General features: G+C 68.8%; 9 protein-coding genes. 6 read left to right on the top strand and 3 right to left on the bottom strand.

Translation table 11 applies throughout. The annotated features are described in order from the left end of the window. The first annotated feature begins 15 nt into the window (after positions 1-15). The 3 genes from ITI46_RS01300 to ITI46_RS01290 all read left to right on the top strand — a co-directional run bounded on the left by ITI46_RS01300 (position 16) and on the right by ITI46_RS01290 (position 7,196). On the top strand, positions 16-5,289 hold the full coding sequence (locus ITI46_RS01300) for a DNA methyltransferase family protein (protein WP_209237282.1): 5,274 nt from the start codon (positions 16-18) through the stop codon (positions 5,287-5,289). A gap of 75 nt (positions 5,290-5,364) precedes the next feature. Next, a complete protein-coding gene (locus tag ITI46_RS01295) occupies positions 5,365-6,546 on the top strand; it encodes an AAA family ATPase (protein ID WP_307808016.1) in 1,182 nt (393 codons plus the stop codon). Next, positions 6,543-7,196 (top strand): hypothetical protein, encoded by a 654-nt coding sequence (locus ITI46_RS01290; RefSeq protein WP_247745286.1) that lies wholly within the window; start codon positions 6,543-6,545, stop codon positions 7,194-7,196. The genes ITI46_RS01295 and ITI46_RS01290 overlap by 4 nt, the downstream gene beginning before the upstream one ends. 65 nt (positions 7,197-7,261) lie before the next feature. Here ITI46_RS01290 and ITI46_RS01285 read toward each other — a convergent pair whose 3' ends face one another. Then, complete coding sequence (locus ITI46_RS01285) at positions 7,262-7,462, bottom strand: DUF397 domain-containing protein (RefSeq protein WP_209237280.1); 201 nt, start codon at positions 7,460-7,462, stop codon at positions 7,262-7,264. Continuing rightward, on the bottom strand, positions 7,452-8,318 hold the full coding sequence (locus ITI46_RS01280) for a DUF5753 domain-containing protein (RefSeq protein WP_209237373.1): 867 nt from the start codon (positions 8,316-8,318) through the stop codon (positions 7,452-7,454). Before ITI46_RS01280 ends, ITI46_RS01285 begins: the two co-directional genes overlap by 11 nt. Before the next feature lie 133 nt (positions 8,319-8,451). Between ITI46_RS01280 and ITI46_RS01275 the strand changes: the two genes are divergently transcribed. Beyond that, complete coding sequence (locus tag ITI46_RS01275) at positions 8,452-8,952, top strand: ATP-binding protein (protein WP_307808015.1); 501 nt, start codon at positions 8,452-8,454, stop codon at positions 8,950-8,952. On the opposite strand, the gene ITI46_RS01270 is transcribed toward ITI46_RS01275, so the two are convergent. Beyond that, positions 8,930-10,006, bottom strand: a complete 1,077-nt coding sequence (locus tag ITI46_RS01270; RefSeq protein ID WP_209237278.1) for a beta family protein — start codon at positions 10,004-10,006, stop codon at positions 8,930-8,932. The two genes, ITI46_RS01275 and ITI46_RS01270, sit on opposite strands and share 23 nt — an antisense overlap. Before the next feature lie 344 nt (positions 10,007-10,350). Here ITI46_RS01270 and ITI46_RS01265 point away from each other — a divergent pair, with 344 nt between their 5' ends. Then, positions 10,351-17,262, top strand: coding sequence for a DEAD/DEAH box helicase (locus ITI46_RS01265; protein WP_209237276.1), 6,912 nt, complete (start codon positions 10,351-10,353; stop codon positions 17,260-17,262). After that, positions 17,259-19,559: a UvrD-helicase domain-containing protein gene (locus ITI46_RS01260; RefSeq protein ID WP_209237274.1), complete on the top strand. Its 2,301-nt coding sequence runs from the start codon at positions 17,259-17,261 to the stop codon at positions 19,557-19,559. The genes ITI46_RS01265 and ITI46_RS01260 overlap by 4 nt, the downstream gene beginning before the upstream one ends. Positions 19,560-19,634 lie beyond the last annotated feature (75 nt).

Genomic DNA, 19,634 nt, shown 5'->3' with positions numbered 1-19,634 from the left:
TGGAAGAGCCAGGCCATGACGTTCGACTCGTTGGTCAACCGCGGTGACTACTTCTCCCCGCACTACCTGTCCGAGGTGCTGCCGAAGGACCTGAAGTCCGGGCTGCTCAGCACCTGGAAGAAGCGTGAGGAAGAGGCGAAGCGGGCCCGTGAGGCAGCCACCGCCGAGGGCGCGGCCGACAGCGCCGCCCCCTCTCGCGCACCCGACGCCCTGCCCGTCACCCCCCGCGCCGGACTGCGCGAGCTGCGCCGCCCCTACTTCCGGGCCCGCTCGTTCTTCGCCGCCCGGCAGGGCCAGGACGACAGCGGCAGCGTCGCAGCGGGCGGCGACGATACGGACACCTACGCCTCCCCCGAGTGGCGCGAGCGTATCCGCGCCCTCAACGCGGACGTGCTGCGCGCGCTGGGCTTCGACGCGAAACCCGAGACGCTGACGGTGCAGCGCGCCGACGCGGCCCACGAGGTCACGGTCGCGCACCGCGAGAAGGACCTGGTGGCGCTCGACTGCGGCTGGGCCGCCGAGCCCGACGACGCCCTGGACGGGGACGGCCCCGGCCGTCTGCTGGACCCGGTGGTGCTCGACGGTCAGCGTACGGTCGCCACCGGCGCCAAGCTCGCCTCGTTCCTGTTCGCCGCCGAGGAGCCGCCCCGCTACGTGCTGCTGCTCACCGGCGGCGTCGTCGTGCTGGCCGACCGCGCCGCGTGGGGCGAAGGCCGCTACCTCGCCGTCTCGCTGGACTCGGCGCTGGAGCGCAACGACACCAAGACCGGCGGCGAACTCGACACCGTCGCCGCGCTCTTCGGCGCCGACTCACTGCGCACGCCGGAGGAGGGCGGCGAGGTACCGCTCGCCGAACTCGTCGGCAACTCTGCCAAGCACGCCGTGGGCGTCTCCTCCGAACTGCGCGACGGCCTGCGGCAGAGCGTCGAGCTGATCGCCAACGAGGTACTGGCCCGGATCGCCGAGCAGGGCGTACGCCCCGAACAGGTCAAGGAACTCCCGGAACTGGGCCGCCAGCTCACCCGCGAGTCGCTGCGCTACCTCTACCGCATCCTCTTCCTCCTGTACGCCGAGGCCCGCCCCGAGCTGGGCATCCTCCCCTCGGACTACCCCGAGTACGAGCAGGGCTACGGGCTCGGCCGCCTGGGCGAGCTGGTCGCCGACCGCGAACTGGTCGACGAGGAGTCGCGGCGGGGCACGTACCTGTACGAGTCCCTGGACCTGCTCTTCCGCAAGGTGCAGGACGGCTACCGGCCGCGCCGCACACATGGCGTCCCCGAGACCGGGGACGCCGAGGGCGCCGGAAGCGAGACCTCGGAGGATGTGGGGCTGCGCTTCGAACCGCTGCACTCCAAGCTCTTCGAACCGGCGTCGATCCGGCTGATCGGCAAGCACGCCGTCCCCGACCCCCGCTACGACGCCGACGCGGACGCGAGCCGGGGTGGCGGAGACTCCGAGGAGGCGCGCTACCTCGACACGCGCCTGCGCAACGCGACGCTGTACCAGGTGCTGCGCAACCTCATGCTCACCGAGGGCAAGAAGGGGCGGCGCGGCGGCTTCATCTCCTACGCCCAGCTCGGCATCAACCAGCTCGGCGCCGTGTACGAGGGCCTGATGTCGTACTCGGGCTTCGTCGCGAACGAGGAGTTTTACGAGGTCGCCAAGAACGGCGACGCCAAGGACGGCTCCTGGCTGGTGCCCGCCTCCAAGGCCGACGAGTACCCGGACGAGGTCTTCGTACGCGGCTACGACCGGGACACCGGCGAGGAGCCCCGGGTCCGGCACGCCCCCGGCTCCTTCGTCTACCGCCTCTCCGGACGCGATCGGCAGACCTCAGCGTCGTACTACACGCCCGAGTCCCTGACGAAGGTCACGGTGCAGCTCGCCCTGCAGCACCGGCTCGACCAGGACGGCGAGACGACACCGGCGCGCGAGCTGCTGGAGTGGCAGATCTGCGAGCCCGCCCTGGGCTCCGGCGCGTTCCTCAACGAGGCCATCAACCAGGTGGCGGCCGAGTATCTGCGCAGGCGGCAGAAGGAGCTGCGCACCACGATCGACACCGAGCAGTACCAGATCGAGCTGCAGAAGGTGAAGGCATACATCGCCCTGCACAACTGCTACGGCGTCGACCTGAACTCCACGGCGGTCGAACTCGCCGAGGTCTCCCTCTGGCTCAACACCATGCACCCCGGCATGGAAGCCCCCTGGTTCGGCCTCCACTTGCGGCGCGGCAACTCTCTGATCGGCGGCCGGCGCGAGGTGTACGCACCGGAACGTCTCAAGAAGGGCGGCTGGCTCGGCACCACTCCGGAGCGCTTCCCACTCGCCGACGCGCAGGCCGGCGAGACGCTGCCGACCGGCGCCGTCCACCACTTCCTGCTCCCGGCGAAGGAGTGGGGAGCCGTCGCCGCCGAGAAGGAGGCCAAGGCCCTCGCCCCGGAGCAGGCGAAAGCGCTGGCGGCTTGGCGCCGGGCCATCACCAAGTCGCCGACTACGAAGCAGACCGCCCGTTTGCAGGGCCTGGCCCGACGGGCCGAGTACCTGTGGGGGCTGGTGGTGCGCCGCCTGGAGATCTCGGAGCGCGACATCTCGCGCCGGATCGATGTGTGGGGCTCGGAGGACGGCTGGCTGCGCCGCCCGCAGGAGGCCGTCCAGCGGGACGAGGTGGTGGCCGACCTTGAGGCGGTCGACACCCCGTACTGGCGGCTGAAGACCCTGATGGACGCTTGGTGTGCGCTGTGGTTCTGGCCGGTCCAGGAAGCCGGGCTGCTGAACGGGAAGGACGAGCGGTACACGCGCGGGGCGGCGGGCGGCGAAGCCGCCGCCGAGCGGTCGGCGGCTGTGCTGGTGAGTGGCAGCCGGGAGGCTGTTGCCGACTCCGGCGCGGACTCGGACGAGGCTGTTGGCGAGGCCGGCGAAGCTGGCGAGGACGCTGCGGACCCGGACGGCGTCCTCATGATGTGGAAGGAGGACGCCCTCCCCGGCCTCGATCTGGGCGCCGAGCCACAGCAGATGGCACTGACGCGTGCCTCCTTGGAACGGAAGCGGACAGGCCGCCGCAAGGAGGCCATCCGCGAACGCCGCACGGTGACCTCCTTGGCGAACCTGGACTCCTGGCTGGACTTCGCCGAGTCCCTCCTGGGCACGCAGGACGTGCCGGAGGATTCGCTGGTCTCCGAGTTCGAAACCCTGGAAGAACTGACCCCCTACGAGGACCAGTTGCCCGACCTCATGGGCATGGACCCCGCACATTGGATGGAGGCCCGGTACCCCTGGATGTCCGTTGTGCGGGACGTCGCCGACCGGCAGGGCTTCTTCCACTGGGAGCTGGAGTACGGCCAGGTGTTCGCCCGGGGTGGGTACGACTTGCAGGTGGGGAACCCGCCTTGGGTGCGGCCAGACTGGCAGGAGGATATGGTCCTGGCTGAGTTGGAGCCGTGGTTTGCCCTGGAGAGCAAACCGAGTATCACAGAGTGGCGGTTTCGCAAGGAAGAGGTGCTGGGAGAACCGCCGAGTCGCGACTTCTATCTGTCTGAGGCTGCAGGCGTTGCCGGTAAGGCGTCTTTCTTGGGTTCTGGAAGCACCTATCCATTGATCAGCGGCACTCGCCCGGATCTCTATCGAGCCTTCATGTGTCAAACATGGTTGCACTCACAGCGCAATGGCAACACAGGACTAATCCACCCCAATACCCACTTCGCCGGAAGAAAAGAAGGACCACTGCGCGAAGCGGCATATAGACATCTTCGAACCCATGCGCATTTCCACAACCGGACCAGAATTTTTCCTGATGTGCATGTAAACACTGAATTCAGCCTCAGCATCTACGGATGCCCATCCGAGGTCTCTTTCACGCATATCAGCTGGCTGTTCGACCCAACTATCTTGATCGACTCGATGTACCACGACGGAGGAGGGCCACCTCCGGGAATCAAACATCATGGCAGCTGGGATCTTCGACCTCATAGGTCCCGCATCACTGTCGTAAACAGTCAGCGTCTCACAGCATGGAACCACCTCACCGGAGAATCCGACACCCCTGACCAACAAGCGCCGCTACTATATCCGGTCACCGCCGAGGAAGAGGCGGCCATCGAGTCCCTATCAGGCGCACACCAGCGACTGGGCTCACTTAAACCGCACATCACTGTGGGAATGTTCGAAAATCAGGCAACCAAAAATGCGGGCATCTACAAGTGGCAAACCTCTTCCCCGGAAGACATCAAAGAGGTAATTCTTCAAGGTCCACACCTTGGCGTTTCTTCGGCCTTCACTAAGCAGCCAAATAATCCCTGCCGGACCAACCGAGACTGGTCCACATTCGACCTGGTGAATCTCCCTGCGGACGCCATTCCTGGCACAAATTATGTACGCGCCTCCAGCTGGGAAAAATACTTGGCATTCCAAGATGTATGGAACGATCACTCCCACACCGAGTATTTTCGCATGGCCTGGCGCAGGATGATTGCTTTCGATACGGAACGAAGCCTATTCGCCACGCTCATTCCCCCTGGCCCAGCACACATGGACTCTATCGTTTCTCTAGTGCTGAGTAATAACTTGCAGACAGCTCTCAATGTCGGATTTTGGTCCTCGCTCCCACTCGATTATTTCCTGCGCCTTACCGGTAGGGCGAATCTACTGTCGTCTGATGCGAAAAGCATGCCCAGTCCCTCCGAGGGGCACAGCCTCGCTTCTCCCCTACTTCTCCGCACCCTTCGCCTCAATGCCCTCACCAACGCCTACGCCCCCCTTTGGGAAGAGCTGTACAACGCAATCTGGCCCGGGTACGAGGACTGGGCGTATGACGGATGGCCGAATCTGAAGCCGCTCGCCGCACATCTCGCACCGACATGGCAGTACGACACCCCCCTCCGGACCGAGTACGAGCGGCGGGCCGCGCTCGTGGAGTTGGATGCCCTCGTGTCTGTGTGGCTCGGGATCACCGCTGATCAGCTCGTGGCGATCTACAAGGCCCGCTACCCCGTGCTCTCCGACTACGAGGCGGAGATGTACTTCGACGCCAACGGGCGCAAGATCGCGCGCAATCACAACACCTACGGCTTCGGGCAGACCAAGGAGACGTACCCGGCGCTGCTCGCCCATCTCGAATCGCCAGCCACCACGCCGCCGCCCGAGGGATACGAACCGCCGTTCTACAAGGCGGATCGGGAGGCCGAGATGCGGGGGGCGCACGCGCACTTCCAGGCGAGGCTGGATGCGGAGATCGCTGCCGGCCGCTGGTCGCCGCCCGAGCCAGCAGATGTCGCGGACGCCGCGTCCGCGTAACGCACCACCGCACGTCACTGTCCACTGCCTCATCGATTGGCCAGCCCATTGACCTGTCGTTTCTTAAAGCTCAGCGTGGAGAACTTCCGTACGCTGACGCGCATAAGTCTTCCGCTCGGACCACTGAACGTCCTGGTCGGCCCCAACGCCGTGGGTAAGTCGAACGTACTTCATCTGTTCGATTTCCTTGCCACGGTCAGCCGTGACGACATCAGGAAGGCCGTCAGCAGTAGCGGTGGTTTCGAGGAGTTGGCTTTTCGAGGTGGAGCGCGTCGGCGGGCCACGCTCCGTATCGGTATCGAGGGCATCTGGACCAACCACGCATCCGAGTCACGCCCTGATCGGTACGCGTTGACACTGGAAAGTCGTCCCAACCCGCGAGCTCGGCCCGGTCGTCAAGAGGACAAGTATGTGTTCTCTCGTTTTGAGCTCTTCGAGCAACACGCCGAGTCTGACGAGGCATCGAGCGTGCAGCTTGCCCACACACGACTTCGTTTCGAAGCGCCAGGACAACAGTCGGATGAACCGCTGCGCGTCGGCAGGTACGAGACGGGGCTGCACTCGCGGCTGCCCAACCTCCCCGACTGCCCCAGCAAGAAGGCCGTCCGCGACTTCGTGGACTCCCTCTCCTCCGTCCGCACCTTCGACGTGGACGTGCGGGCAGCGCGCCGTGATTCCCCCATCGGCTTTCTCGGGGTCCGGCTCGACGACGATGCCGCGAACCTCGCCGACTTCCTCAACGAGCTGCAGCGCGACCAGGATGCTTGGGAGTCCCTGCTGAAAGATGTGCGGGCCATCATTCCTCAGATCGAGGACATCGTGGTCCGGCCCTCCTCCGTGGACCGGGTGAAGATCTCCCTCAAGGAACGCGGCCTGCGCGGGCTCACCTCGCTCAAGGACGCCTCGTTCGGAACAGTGCGGTTGCTCAGCCTGCTGGCGCTTTTCCACGATCCGCACCCGCCCGCGCTGACATGTATCGAGGAGATCGACCACGGCATCCACCCGCACGGACTGGAGCTCCTCGCCCACCGCATCCGCGAAGCGAGCGACCGCACGCAGTTCCTCGTCACGACGCACTCCCCGGTTTTCGTCAACCAATTGACTCCGGAGGAGATCGTCATCTGCGAACGGAGCGAGGACGGCAGCTCCCGCGTGCCCGCGATCGACACAGAGACGATTCACGAGATCATCGAGGCCTCGGAGGGGCTGCCCCCTGGCGATCTCTGGTTCTCGGGAAGCCTGGGAGGGGACTTGTGACGCCTCGACCCCCGCACGCGAAGAGCGGCAAGGCAGGCAAGAAGGTGATCGCGCTCGCCGGGGAAAGCCGCTACGACAGGCAGGTGTTACGGCACCTGATCCCCGCCCTGCATCCCGGCCGTTGCCCTGACTTCGTAGAGATCAAGAAGCCCATCAAGCTGTCGCAGGCGACCACTCAGCTCACGCCACGCGTCGATGAATTACGGCGCCTCGCGCAGAGCCAGGCGAAGTTGAAGAACGCCGCCCTGGTCGGTGTCGCCCTGCACGTGGACCTCGATCGCGTCACCGACGACAAGTACACGAAGGACCGCGAAACCATCGCAGCGGAGCTGAGGAGAGCCTTCACCTGCCAGTCAGCTCTGGCTCTGGCCGCCGTGGAGATGGAAGCGTGGCTTCTCCTCTTCCCGAAAGCATTCACCAAGTTCAGGGCGAAGTGGGTGATACCGGAGAAGGACCACAGGCGGGACTGCGGCCTGGAGAAGGACCCGAAGAAGTATCTCGAACGCGTCCTGGGCGGCCAGAAGTACAGCGAGACCGATGCGCCGGAAATCATGGAGAAGGCGGTCAAGCATGGGTACGTCACCGGCAGCCTGAGCGGTTCGAACCGCTCCTTCACCGACTTCGTTGATGAATTGCAGACCTGGCGGTGACCGGGCACTCCGGGTGCCCCTGCCGCTTGTTCACTCAGCGGCAGGGGCCCCCGAACTGGTGCGGCTCAGCGCGTCAGCGACGCGACGAATCTGGCCCAGCCGGAGCGAGCCACGGTGAGTCGAGGACCGTCCGTCTTGGAGTCGCGGACGTGTACGGCTGAGCCCCTGTGAGCCACCTCGACGCAGTTGCCGCCGCCGTCCCCGCTGTAGCTGCTCTTGAACCACGCCAGCGACAAGTCTGCGGTGGTCTGCTGCTCAGTGGCCATCGTGCTCCTCCAGCAACTGCTCGATGTACGCCGCAGATTCGTCTACCTGCAGCGCCTTCGAACGCAGCTTGCCATAGCGCAGGCCAAGCGTGCTCACCTGTGTCTGATCGCTCACCACGAAGCCCAAGTTCTGCGACTCGATGTAGGCGAAGCGTCGATGCTGCTCGGCGGTTTCCAACAGGACGAAGGGACCGGTGAGCCCTGTGTGGTACCCAGCCAAACTCGGGATGATCTGAACCTCGACGTTCCCCGTCGCCCGCAGCTTCAGCAGATGACGCATCTGCTCCAGCATCACCTCGCCGCCACCGATCAGGTTGCGCAACGCCGCCTCCCCGATGACGAAGGAGAACTCGACGCTCGGCGTCTTGGTGAGCAGCTTCTGCCTGCTGAGCCGGGCGTCGACGTTCTGCTCGACAAGTTCCTCGGACATCTTCGGGCAGTACGCCTCGAACAACGCCCGCGCGTACGCCTCCGTCTGCAACAGCCCCGGCACCAGCAGCGGCTCGTAAGAGTAGTGGCTGACCGCATCGAGCTCCAGGACGGCGAAGTCGCGGAAGAAAGCGGGGAGCTTCGCGAAGTCGACCTCTTCCTGCACCGCCTCCAGGACGCCGCCCGCGTCGAGGAAGCATTCGGCGGCCTCGGTGAAGGCGGCCTTCGCGGGGCGGCGGCCCTGCTCGATGGAGGCGGTCTGCTCCAGGGAGTAGCCCACAGCCTCCGCGAGCTGCTCTTGGGTCACTCCGGCCTTCTTCCGCAGAAGCTTCAGCAGCTTCCCGTAGGCCACCCATACGCCCGGCCTGTTGTCGTTGCGCCGACCGGCGGTCCCAGGTTGCTGTTCAAGTTCTCGGCGCTTGGTCATCGCGCCCACCTCATCGCTCGCTCCGTGCGGTTACGGTCACGGCCCGTACAGCGGTGGTACTCGCCCGTACCAACTGTTTGCGCACCACAGGCCGACCTGGGGAACGATAGTTGGGTGACGGGATCGTCACCCTGTGAATACAGAAATTGAGGCTGCTCAGCCCGCCACCACTCAACGCGGCCCCCACCTCCCGGAGTTCTCCCTCCAGCTCTCCTCCACCCGCCGGGGTGCGCGACTGGCCCGGCGACTGGCCGTGCAGCAGTTGGACGACTGGGGGATTCCGTACGGCAGCGACGCCTCGGAGACCGCCGCGCTGCTCGTCGCCGAGCTGGCCTCGAACGTCGTGCGCCACTGCGGCAACATCGGCCGGGACTTCCGGCTGCGGCTCACCTGGGAGGCCGGAGCCGGAGCCGACACGCTCCGGGTCGAGGTGAGCGACGCCTGCGCGGACCGGCCGCTGCCGCAGCAGTCCCGCCCCGAGCAGGACGGCATCGACCCGCCCGCCGAGTCCGGCTACGGGCTGCTTCTCCTCGACGTCCTCGCCGACCGCTGGGGCGTGAGGCAGCGCGACGCGATCGTCAAGACCGTGTGGGCCGAGTTCAGCCTCCCCCTCAGCGTCGCAGGGCGCGGATGACGTGAGTGAAGTGCTGGTGGTTGCTGACCTGGTTCCACGACGTCGCGTTGCCGACTCCGACGCTCCCGGCACCGAGCGCGCACTCCGTCAGCCACTCGTCACTCCAGCCGTCGTCCCTCCCCCGGTAGTCGGGGTCAGCGAGAAGACGGCGGGCGGCGGCGCGGATGGAATCGTGGCGGCCCTCGCCGCACGAGCGGAACTTGGCGAAGCGGAAGTCGGTCTTTGTCGTGTAGCGGATCGCACCCCACGTCGGCCCACCCCGGTTGCGGTCGTTTTCCTTCTGCACCAGCCGCAGGTCTTCGGCCGGGAGGGCTCCGTAGTCGCCGTAGCGCACACGCGGGCAGTACTCGCGGGCGGCATCGCGTATCTCGTGCCACAGGGCCCAGTCGTGGCGGGGCGCGTAGTCGTACGCGTCCAGGGGCAGTTCGCGGAGGACCTGTTTGGGCGAGGCGCCGGAGAGGACGGCTATGTGCCGCCATGGTGCGAGGGGGACGAGCGCGTCCGGCGCGCGCAGGGCCTGCTTGCCCGCGTCCGGCCGGTCGTCCAGCACTGTGTCGAGGTCCAGCAGCAGATCGACCGCCACGGTGAGGTCACCGGCGGGGTTGGAGCGCGCGAGGGCGGCGAGCAGGGTGCCGACCTCCCGTGCCCGCGTCTCGTCCCACCGGCCGGGCAGCGCGACGCGGATGCCGAGGCGCTCCCCGCCGCACGGTGAGGCGGCGCTCATCACCGCGAGGTCGTGCAGCCTCAAGGGGCGGCCCGGCGCGGTGACGGGTGTCAGGGAGCCGACCGTCCACAGTTCGTGCAGCCTGCTGGTGACGGCCTCCGTGCAGTCCTCAAGGTAGGGGACGTCCAGCCAGGCTCCCGGCGTGAAGCGCCGGGAGCGGGCGACATAACTGAGCGCGGATTCGGGAAAGCGCTGCAACGGCTTCTGTTCGTGCGGGGGCAGCGTCCACAGCGGTGCCGCGTACCGGCGCTCGGCCAGAGGCAGCCCGGCGAACGTACGGGCCGCGTGCGGCTTCAGCGGCAGTACGGGCACATACAGCGGTTCCGGCATGGCACGGCCCCTCCCCCGGTCCCGGGCGTGCCCGGGTCGGCACGCCCCTCGGTTCCTACGCCCCGCATCCGCTGGACCGCCGAGGGACGGCCGCCGGCCCACCGGCGGACGACCGAGGCAGTGGCGGTATCCGACCCTCGTGTCCGGCACTCGTATCCGACACTCAGGGTGAATCTGGACGGACCGGCCGGGGAAGAGGGCGGTGCAGCGCGGGAGCGCGATCCGGCCACGGCTGCCGAATCGCGTCAGATGGACTGTTTTCGCTGGTCAGGCTGACTGTTCGGCGTCGTCCCGATACGGTGGGTGTGACAGGTGGGGTATGCAGGGACGCTGGAGGACATTCCGTGAGGCCGACGTTGGCCGCCGCGCAACTTCGCGGCAGTCTGATCCAGTACCTCACCACCACGTACGCGCTCGCCGACGAGGACACCAGGCGGTCGCTGGAGCGGTTCCTGGGGGACCCGGAGGCGGGCATCTTCCGGGGCCCGTACCTGCGCATCCGCACTCCGTTCCACCAGGCCGAGGACGGGTGGCAGAGCGCGCTGGAGTGGCGCCCCGACTGGACGCCGTACCGGCACCAGGCCAAGGCGTGGGAGCGGCTGAGCACGCTGCGCGGTCCGGCCCAGCCGACGCTGGTGACGACCGGCACGGGGTCGGGCAAGACCGAGTCGTTCCTGATGCCGGTGCTGGACCACTGCCGCCGCGAGCGGGCCCGGGGGCGAGCAGGCGTCAAGGCTGTCCTGCTGTATCCGATGAACGCGCTGGCCACCGACCAGGCGGGCCGTATCAGCGACTATCTGGCGCAGCCGGAGCTGGCGCAGGTGACGGCCGGGCTGTACATCGGCGACCGGCCCGACACGGACTTCCGTCAGGTGATGACGCGGCGCGAGGAGATGCGCCGGACCCCGCCGGATGTGCTGGTCACCAACTACAAGATGCTCGACCTGCTGCTCCAGCGCGCCGAGGACCGGGCGTTGTGGCAGGACGCGGCGCTCCAGTACGTGGTGCTGGACGAGTTCCACACCTACGACGGTGCGCAGGGCACGGACGTGGCGATGCTGCTGCGCCGCCTGGCCGCCACCGTAGGGGCCGCGCGGCCCGGCCGCCCGCTCGGCGACATCTGCCCTGTCGCGACCTCGGCGACGCTGGGCGAGGGCGAGCCGTCCGACATTGCGGGCGAAGGTTCCTCCAGCGGTCTGCTCCAGGTCGCGGAGCAGGTCTTCGGTACCCCGTTCGGGCCCGACGCGGTCATCACCGAGGAACGGCAGGACGCGACCGCGTTCACCGGTGAGGTCGACTACACGCTGCCAGAGCCGCCGACTCCGAAGCGGGTCATCGAGGTGTCCGGGGGGCCTGGGGTCGAGTCGCGGCCCGAGCTGCTGGATCTGGACGGGCTGGCGCGGGAGATGCTGGACCGAACGGGGCTGGACGCCTTCCAGCTCGGGCGGATGCTCAAGCGGCACGACTTCACGCATGGCGTTCTGGCGCTGCTGGACGGGGAGCCGCTGGACGAGTGGGGGCTGCGGGACCGGATGGCCCGGTTCGGGTACGCCTGGGCGCGCGCGGCGCGGGAGAATCCCCGGCTCGCGCTGGAGGCGCTCGCCCGCTTCGTGGCGCTGCTGTCCGTGGCGCGTGATCCGGAGTCGGACGAGAAGAACCCGCGCCCGCTGCTGCACATCGAAGCGCATCTGTGGGTCCGCCCGGTCACCCGGGTGCTGCGCGGTGTGGCCGGCGTTCCCGAGTTCCGCTGGCACGAGGACGACCGGGCCGCCGCACGGCGGGAGGCCGCGCTCAGCTCCGTACTGAACACGCAGGCCGCGGGCGACGAGGAGTCGTCCGGCAGCGGCAGTTGGCCGTCTTCAGACTCTCGGCGCCCCGATCCGCTGCCGGGCTCGGACACGGCCCGGCGGCCGGCGCAGATCCACCTGCCGTCGGTGTACTGCCGCAATTGCGGACGTTCCGGCTGGGCGGCGCTCTCGCCCGAGGCGAGTCCGCAGCAGTTGGAGATGAACGCGGAGAAGATCTGGCGGGCCGGGCTGGGCCGGGACAAGCGGCGTATCCGCTACTTCATCTCCGCGACCGCCTCCGAGGCCCGCGAGGCGCTGGACGCGCTGACCGGTGACCGGCCGGCGTCGGGCGGGGTGGTTCCGCAGTCGGTGGTGGTGCTGGACGGGGCGGGCGGCACCTACCGGATGCCGGTGGCCACGGACGCGGAGGAGCTGCTCGACGCCTGGTTCGCGCTCGCGCTGCTGGACAAGAAGACAGCGGATCAGGCGGCGAAGGACGACCGCTGTCCCGCCTGCCACACGGACAACGGCATCCGCTTCCTGGGCACGGCGCTGCCCGCGCTCGCCTCCGCCGCGGTGACGCAGCTCTTCACCGGGGGCGAGGAGATCGCGCTGGCGGCGGAGGAGCGCAAGACGCTCCTGTTCAACGACTCGACGCAGGACGCAGCGCACCGCGCCGGGTACGTCGCCAACGCGTCGTACAAGTTCTCCCTGCGGTCCCTGCTGGCCCACAACCTGGACGACTCCGGGGAGCCCTGCGCCCTCAACGAGCTGATCGGCAACGTGCTCGACACGGTCGACAACGTGGACGCGCTCGCCGCCGTCGTCCCGCCCGATCTGCACGGTGAGGCGGGTGTGGACCGGCTGCTGTCCGGACGGGGGACCGGGGACGCGCGGACGTGGAAGCTGATCGGTGAGCGGCTGGCGTTCGCCACGGTCATGGAATTCGGGCTGCGGTCCCGGCTCGGGCGCACACTGGAGCTGACCCGTACGGCCGCCGCCGAGGTCGCGGTGCCGGAGCCGGAGCGGGTGGCCGCCCTCGCCCGGGACCTGCACCTGTCCCTGCCGGGGCAGCTCACCCTCGGCAACGGACTGCCGACACCTGAGCGTTATTCGGCGTATGTGCGCGGCCTGCTGGAGCGGATGCGGCTGCGCGGCGGGGTGCGGCACCGGTGGCTGGAGCCCTGGATCAAGGACGCTGGGGTCACCCGCTACCGGATCTGGGGCGGGCGCCCGGACGGCATGCCCGCGTTCCCGGAAGGCGTGGCGCCGCCCCGGTTCCTGCTCGGCCAGCCCAAGGAGCGCACGGCGTTCGACACCCTCGCCGGGCGCGGCGGCTGGTACCAGGACTGGACCCAGCGCTGCCTGGGGCTGGACGCGGCGGGCGCGGCGGAATACCTGCGCAGGCTGCTGCCGCTGCTCGCGGACGAGGGGGTGCTCTCCGTACGCACCGCGCACGACCGGACGACCCGGGTCTACGGGCTGCAGCCGGGGCATGTGCAGGTGCGGTTGCTGGACGAGGCGGCCGTGAACAAGGCGTTCGTGAGCTGCGAGAGTTGCGGCTGGGAGCAGGTGGTGCCGCCCGAGCGGCGCACCCGCTGGTACGGACACCCCTGCCCCCGCTACCGCTGCAAGGGGATGCTGACAGCCCCGCAGCCGCAGATGTCGCCCACCGGTGCGACTTCCGGCGGCACGGCTTCGGGACGGGACTACCGCGGCGACTACTACCGGAACCTCTATCTGACCGGCGGCACCTACCGCGTCGTCACCGCCGAGCACACCGGGATGCTCACCAGGGCCGAACGTGAGCGCGTGGAGCGTACGTTCAAGGCCGGGTCCCACTACACCGACCCCAACGTCCTGTCCTGCACCCCGACGCTGGAACTCGGCATCGACATCGGGGACCTGTCCACCGTGCTGCTCGGCTCGCTGCCCGACGGCCCGGCGCACTATGTGCAGCGGGCCGGCCGCGCGGGGCGCAGGACGGGGAACGCGCTCATCGTCGCCTTCGGCGGACGGCGGGCCCGGGATCTCTACTATCTGGACGAGCCGCGCGAGATGATCTCCGGGGACATCGTGCCGCCCGGCTGCTACCTGTCGGCCGTGGAGATCCTGCGCCGCCAGTACACGGCCCACCTGCTGGACCTCGCCGCGCGCGGCGAGGTCACCACGGCCGACGGTGAGGTGCTCCAGCCTCTCCCCCGCCTGGTGTCCGCGCTGTTCGGCACCTCCGGCTGGAGCCAGGACCTGGCGGACGCGGCGCTCACCCACGGCGCGCGGCTGGTGGAGGAGTTTCTCGCGCTCTTCCCCGCGGGGACGGCGGAGGGCACCGGGGTGACCGAGCACGCTGCCGATGCGCTCCGTGAGTACGCGACCTCCCCGGAGGGCCTCGCCCGTTCGCTCCAGGAGGCCGAGGAGAGCTGGACGGCACGGCGCGAGGAACTGCGGCGGCGTATCGCGGCCATCGACGAGTCGGTGGACGGGCTGCTGCGCAGCGACCGGGAGCAGGAGCGAGAGCGGCGCGAGCTGCTGGCCGAGCGGCGCACCACGGGGAATCTGCTGCGCGAGCTGAGCCACACCAGCGCGCACGGTGCGCTGGTCGAACTCGGTCTGCTGCCCAACTACAGCCTGTCCGACTCCACGACCCAGTTGGAGGGCACCCTCTACTGGACCGAGGAGAGCGAGGAGGCGGAGGGCGAGGAACCGCGGAAGAAGTACCACAGCGCGGTGCGGGACTACGAGCGCTCCCGCAAGCTGGCCCTGACCGAGCTCGCGCCGGGCAACAGCTTCTACGTCAACGGGTACAAGCATCTCGTGCGCGCGCTGGACATCGGCAGCCCCGAACGGCGCGCCTGGTCGGTCTGGCGGCTGTGCCCGACGTGCGGCTACGCACGGACCCGCAAGGCGCAGCAGGACACCAGCCCCTGCCCCCGCTGCGGCTCGCGGGAGATCGCGGACGCCGGATGCGTGCAGTACGTCCTCGAACCCAAGCGGGTCATCGCCCGCGACAAGCGTGACGACGCGAGGGTGCGCGACGACCGCGAGGAGCGCGACCGCCGCCGCTATTCCGTCCTCACCACGGTGGACATCGATCCGGCCCGTCTCGTCCCCGGTTCCTGGCGACACGACGCGGCGACATTCGGCGCGGACTTCACCCGGCACGCGGTCATCCGCACCCTGAATCTGGGCCTCGACCGGCAGGACGGCAGCAGCACCGTGCCGCTCGCCGGGGAAGAGGTGCGGATCAACCCGTTCTTCGTGTGCACCAGTTGCGGAGGCGCCACGGCCAACGGGCGCCCCGTCGTCGACCGGCCGCAGCACGCGCTGACCGACTCCCTCGCCAGGTCCACCAAGGCGAGCGAACACCACCAGTTGTGGTGTCCCCGCCGACGCGTGCACGGAGGAGCAGAAGCGCAGGGCAAGGGCGAGGACGTTCCGCTGCTGCTCGTCCACGAGTTGGTCACCGAGGCGGTGCGCATCCTGCTGCCGGCTTCAGTGGCACGGGCCAACGAGCGCCTGGCGTCCTTCACCGCCGCGCTGTTCACCGGGATCGCCGCCCGCTACGGGGGCGATCCGGACCACATCGACATCGCCGCCGCCTCGATGCCCGACGAGGGGTCGGCGGACTGGCCCCGCCGCTTCCTGGTCGTCTACGACCGGCTGCCCGGGGGAACGGGATACCTGCACCGGCTCTCCTCCCCCACCGGTTTCCGCGAGGTGCTGGAGAAGGCGCGGGAAGTCATCGACGCCTGCCCGTGCCGGGACAAGGGCCTGGACGGCTGCCACCGGTGCCTGCTGCGGCGGGTGCCCCCGGGCGACTACAACAGGGTGAGCCGTCAGGAGGTCCGGCAGATGCTGGACGAACTCCTGGGCCCGGACAGCACCCGTTGGAGCACCTCCGAGGTGCGTACGACGGAGCAGATCCCGCTGCACCAGCAGGCCGAGAGCGACCTGGAGGTGATGTTCCTCGACACCCTCCGGGAGTGGGCGGCCCTGCCCGAGTCCGCCGCCAGCGCGGACGCCTACACCACTCCGGCCGGTACCTACGCCCTGAACCTGCGGCTCACCGGTGACGACGGAACGACGCGCAGCTGGCGGGTCTCCCAGCAGCGGGTGCTGGACGGCACCAGACCCGACGTGCTGTTCGAACGGCTCGACGCTCCCGGCCCGCGCGTGGCCCTCTACCTGGACGGCTACGCGTTCCACGCCTCCCGCACGCACAACAAGCTCGCCGACGACGCCGCCAAACGCACGAAGCTGCGTGCCGAGGGGCTGCGGGTCCTCCAACTGACCTACCGCGACGTGCGGGAGTGGCAGCGCAGAGTGCGGGACGTCGGATACGCGGGAGCCGCTCCGCTCTCCGCGACATGGCTGCCCTACGGCGACGAGCGCCGTGCCAGGGCCCGGACGTACTACGGGCGGGTGCGGGGCGGCATGCCCGGCGAGCTGTCGGAGACCGTGTGGGTGAACCCCGCCGTTCTGCTCACCTCCTATCTTCGCGCTCCCGACCCGGCACGCTGGCAGTGGCGGGCCGAGGCTGCCCTCGCCGGGCTGCTGGGCGCGGGGGCGCAGGGCGGGCCGGTGGGGCAGGACCGGCTGGTGGAGCGGCTGGGAGCCGCCCTTCGGGGTACCGCGCCACAGCCGCAGCCGGGGGGCAGGACAAACCTCTACACCGCCCGGGACGCCTCGGGGTGCCGCATCGTCTGCGCTGCCGACGGGCGCCACACGCCTCCGGTATGGAGCGGTCTGGCGGTGCTGGACGACAGCGACGAGGTCTTCGGTGACGAAGAGCAGCACCGGGGCCGCTGGGGGGCGTGGCTGTTCTGGAGCAACCTGCTGCAGTTCCTCGATCACGGCGAGGGGGACGGCGTACAGCTGACGACCGGGCAGCTCGCCGCCTTCCCGCTGGAAACGCTCGCTGTCACCGGTGGCACCGGGCTGCTGGAGTCGCTCCGTCTGGAGCTCACGGCGGAAGAGGCAGAGGCGGCACCCCAGCCGGAGGCGTCCGCTCAGCCGGCGCCCGCCCTCGCCACCGCGCCCAACGCGCCCAGGACCGGTGACGGCCACAGCCACGCGCGCGACCCCCGCTGGGACGAGATCCTCGAATATCTCGACCCGGACGAGCCCGGCCTCGCGAACCTCGCGACGGCCCTCGCGGACCACGACACCGTTCCGCCTCCGGAAGACGGCTACGAGCTCGACCGGAACGGATGGATGGCCGAACTCGCCTGGCCACAGGCGCGCATCGGAGTCGTGCTGGCGCCCCGCCCAGCGGTCGGTGAGGAGCACGATCCGGAGGCGGAGGACCGCGACCGCGCGTTCGCGGCGGCGGGCTGGGACGTGCGTCCGGCGTCACGGTGGACCGTGGGGGAGATTGCCGAACGGCTCGCGGGAACTGGTGGGCAGCCGTCGTCCGGTGCGGCACGCCGCGGAGCTCAAGCACATCAGGAAGATGGGGGGACGGCATGACTGCCGCCAATGTGACACTGCGCCTGCTCGACAAGGCGGACAAGGAGATCCTCAAGCTCCCTCGGTCCGTCAAGGGCGCGATCTACGACTTCCAGCACAAGTTCAAGAGCAATCCGCATGCCACCGGCCTCAAGCTGCAGCAGCTCAAGGGGGACAGCAAGCTGTGGTCGGCGCGGGTCAACGACGAGTACCGCGCCCTGCTGCTGCAGCTCGGCGGCGACGACTGGCTCATCGTCTCCGTCCGGCACCGCAAGCACGCCTACGACAACCCCGAACGCCTCGCGTACTCCGTCAACCGGATCACGGGCGGCATCGAGTACGTCGATCTCGAAGTGGTCGAGGACAGCATTTTGCGCGGGCTGGCACCGGCAGGGAGACCAGCGGCACAGGAGTCCACCACCCCTCCGCAGGAGCCCGCAGTCGCTCCGGAACGCCCCACCTCGGCCGGGCCCGCGGAGGCCGCGGAGCAACCTCCCGCTCTGTTCGCCGACTGGGACGCGGAGCAGCTCACCGACCTCGGCGTGGCCGAGCCGCTGGTACCGGTGATCCAGGCCCTCACCACCGAGGAGCAGCTCCTCGGTCTGATCGATTTCGCGCCTCAGCTCACCGGCGAGGTCCTGCTCGCGCTCTATGACGGCACCCCCTACGACGAGGTGCTGGAAAGGGTGACCGCGCCGGTCTCGGCATCGGAGCCGGTCGACCGCGAGGACCTGCAGGCAGCGGCCGAACGCCCGGCGACGATGGTGACGACCACCGACGAGGCGCTGCGCAACGCGTTGGAGGGCAGCAGCTTCAACCGGTGGAAGGTCTTCCTGCATCCCACACAGACCAAGATCGTGGAACGCGACTACTCCGGTCCTGCGCGGGTGGGCGGAGGGCCCGGCACGGGGAAGACGATCGTGGCCCTGCACCGTGTGAAGCAGCTTGCAGAACAGTTGCCCTCGGGCCACACCAAGCCCATCCTGCTGACCACTTTCAACAAGAATCTGGCCGCCGAGCTGCGTTCCCGTCTGCTGGAACTGGGTGGTGAGGCGCTGCTTTCCCGAGTGGACGTCAGCCACGTCGACCAACTGGCACTGCGGAGCGTCCGGGAGGCAGAACCCAACAGCCGCAAGCAGACGATCGACGACGCGCAGGCAGTACGGGAGTGGCGCGCGCTCCTCGACGAACTCAGCGAGTCCCGGTGGGACGCGGAGTTCCTGCACGACGAGTGGAGCCAGGTGATCCTCGGGCAGGCGATCCCCTCCCGAACCGAGTACTTCCGCGCCCGCCGGGCAGGCCGTGGCAAGAACATCTCCCGCAGCGACCGTGCCGCCATCTGGCAGCTCGCCGAGAGCTTCACCCAGCGTCTCGACCGGCTCGGCCGACAGACCTGGGACCAGGTCTCGGAGCGGGCCGCCCGACTGGAGATGGAACGGGAGCAGCGCATTCTCGCCGTGGAACGGCAGCGCGAGGACGCCGGCGGGCGGGACAACATCCACCTCCAGGACGGTTCACGCGGATGGCTGCGGTACCGCTACCGCCACATCGTCGTGGACGAGGCGCAGGATCTGCGGCCCGCCCACTGGAAGATGCTGCGCGCGATGGCCGCCCGGGACCGCAACGACATCTTCCTGGTCGGCGACACCCACCAGCGCATCTACAAGAACCAGGTGACACTCGGGAGCCTCGGCATCAACATCCGCGGCCGATCGTCGCGGCTCAACCTGAGCTATCGCACCACGCGGCAGATCCTGCGCGACGCGCTGGGCGTCCTCGCCCAGGAGAAGTACGACGACCTCGACGGGAGCACCGAGACTCTCGCCGGCTACCACTCCGTGCTCAGCGGAGGGCACCCCCAACTTCGTCCCTGTGACAACTGGGAGGCCGAGCGCCATGACATCGCGGAAATGATCGCGGGATGGGGGGACGTACCGCACGAGCAGATCGCGATCGCGGTGCCGACCAACCAGATGGCCAGCGAGCTCGCCTCCGTCCTGGCTCAGCACGGTATCCGCGCCGTCGAGATCGGCTCCGATGGGCCGCGTGGCGGTAGCGGCGTCCACATCGGCACCATGTTCCGGTTCAAGGGACTGGAGTACCAGCATGTGATCATCGCGGGAGCGAGCGACGGGCTGGTGCCACGTGCCGCCGTGGAACGGCTCCGCACGAATGATCCCGGACGCTACGCCCGGGAGGTCCAGCGCGCCCGCTCGTTGCTCTTCGTCGCCGCGACCCGGGCCCGCGACAGCCTGACCATCTCGTGGCACGGTGCCCCGAGCCCGTTCCTGGAGCCCTTGCTGAGCAAGCAGAGCTGAACAGTGCGGGCCCCAGAGGGCATCACTGCGCGGTGCGCTGGCGTTGCAGGCCAGCGCACCGCAATCGGGCACTCT

It is taken from the genome of Streptomyces oryzae (assembly GCF_017676365.1).
In the GTDB taxonomy this organism is placed as follows: domain Bacteria; phylum Actinomycetota; class Actinomycetes; order Streptomycetales; family Streptomycetaceae; genus Streptomyces; species Streptomyces oryzae.
The sequence above is the reverse complement of the archived record's forward strand: the minus strand, read 5'-3'. Positions and strand labels throughout refer to the sequence as shown.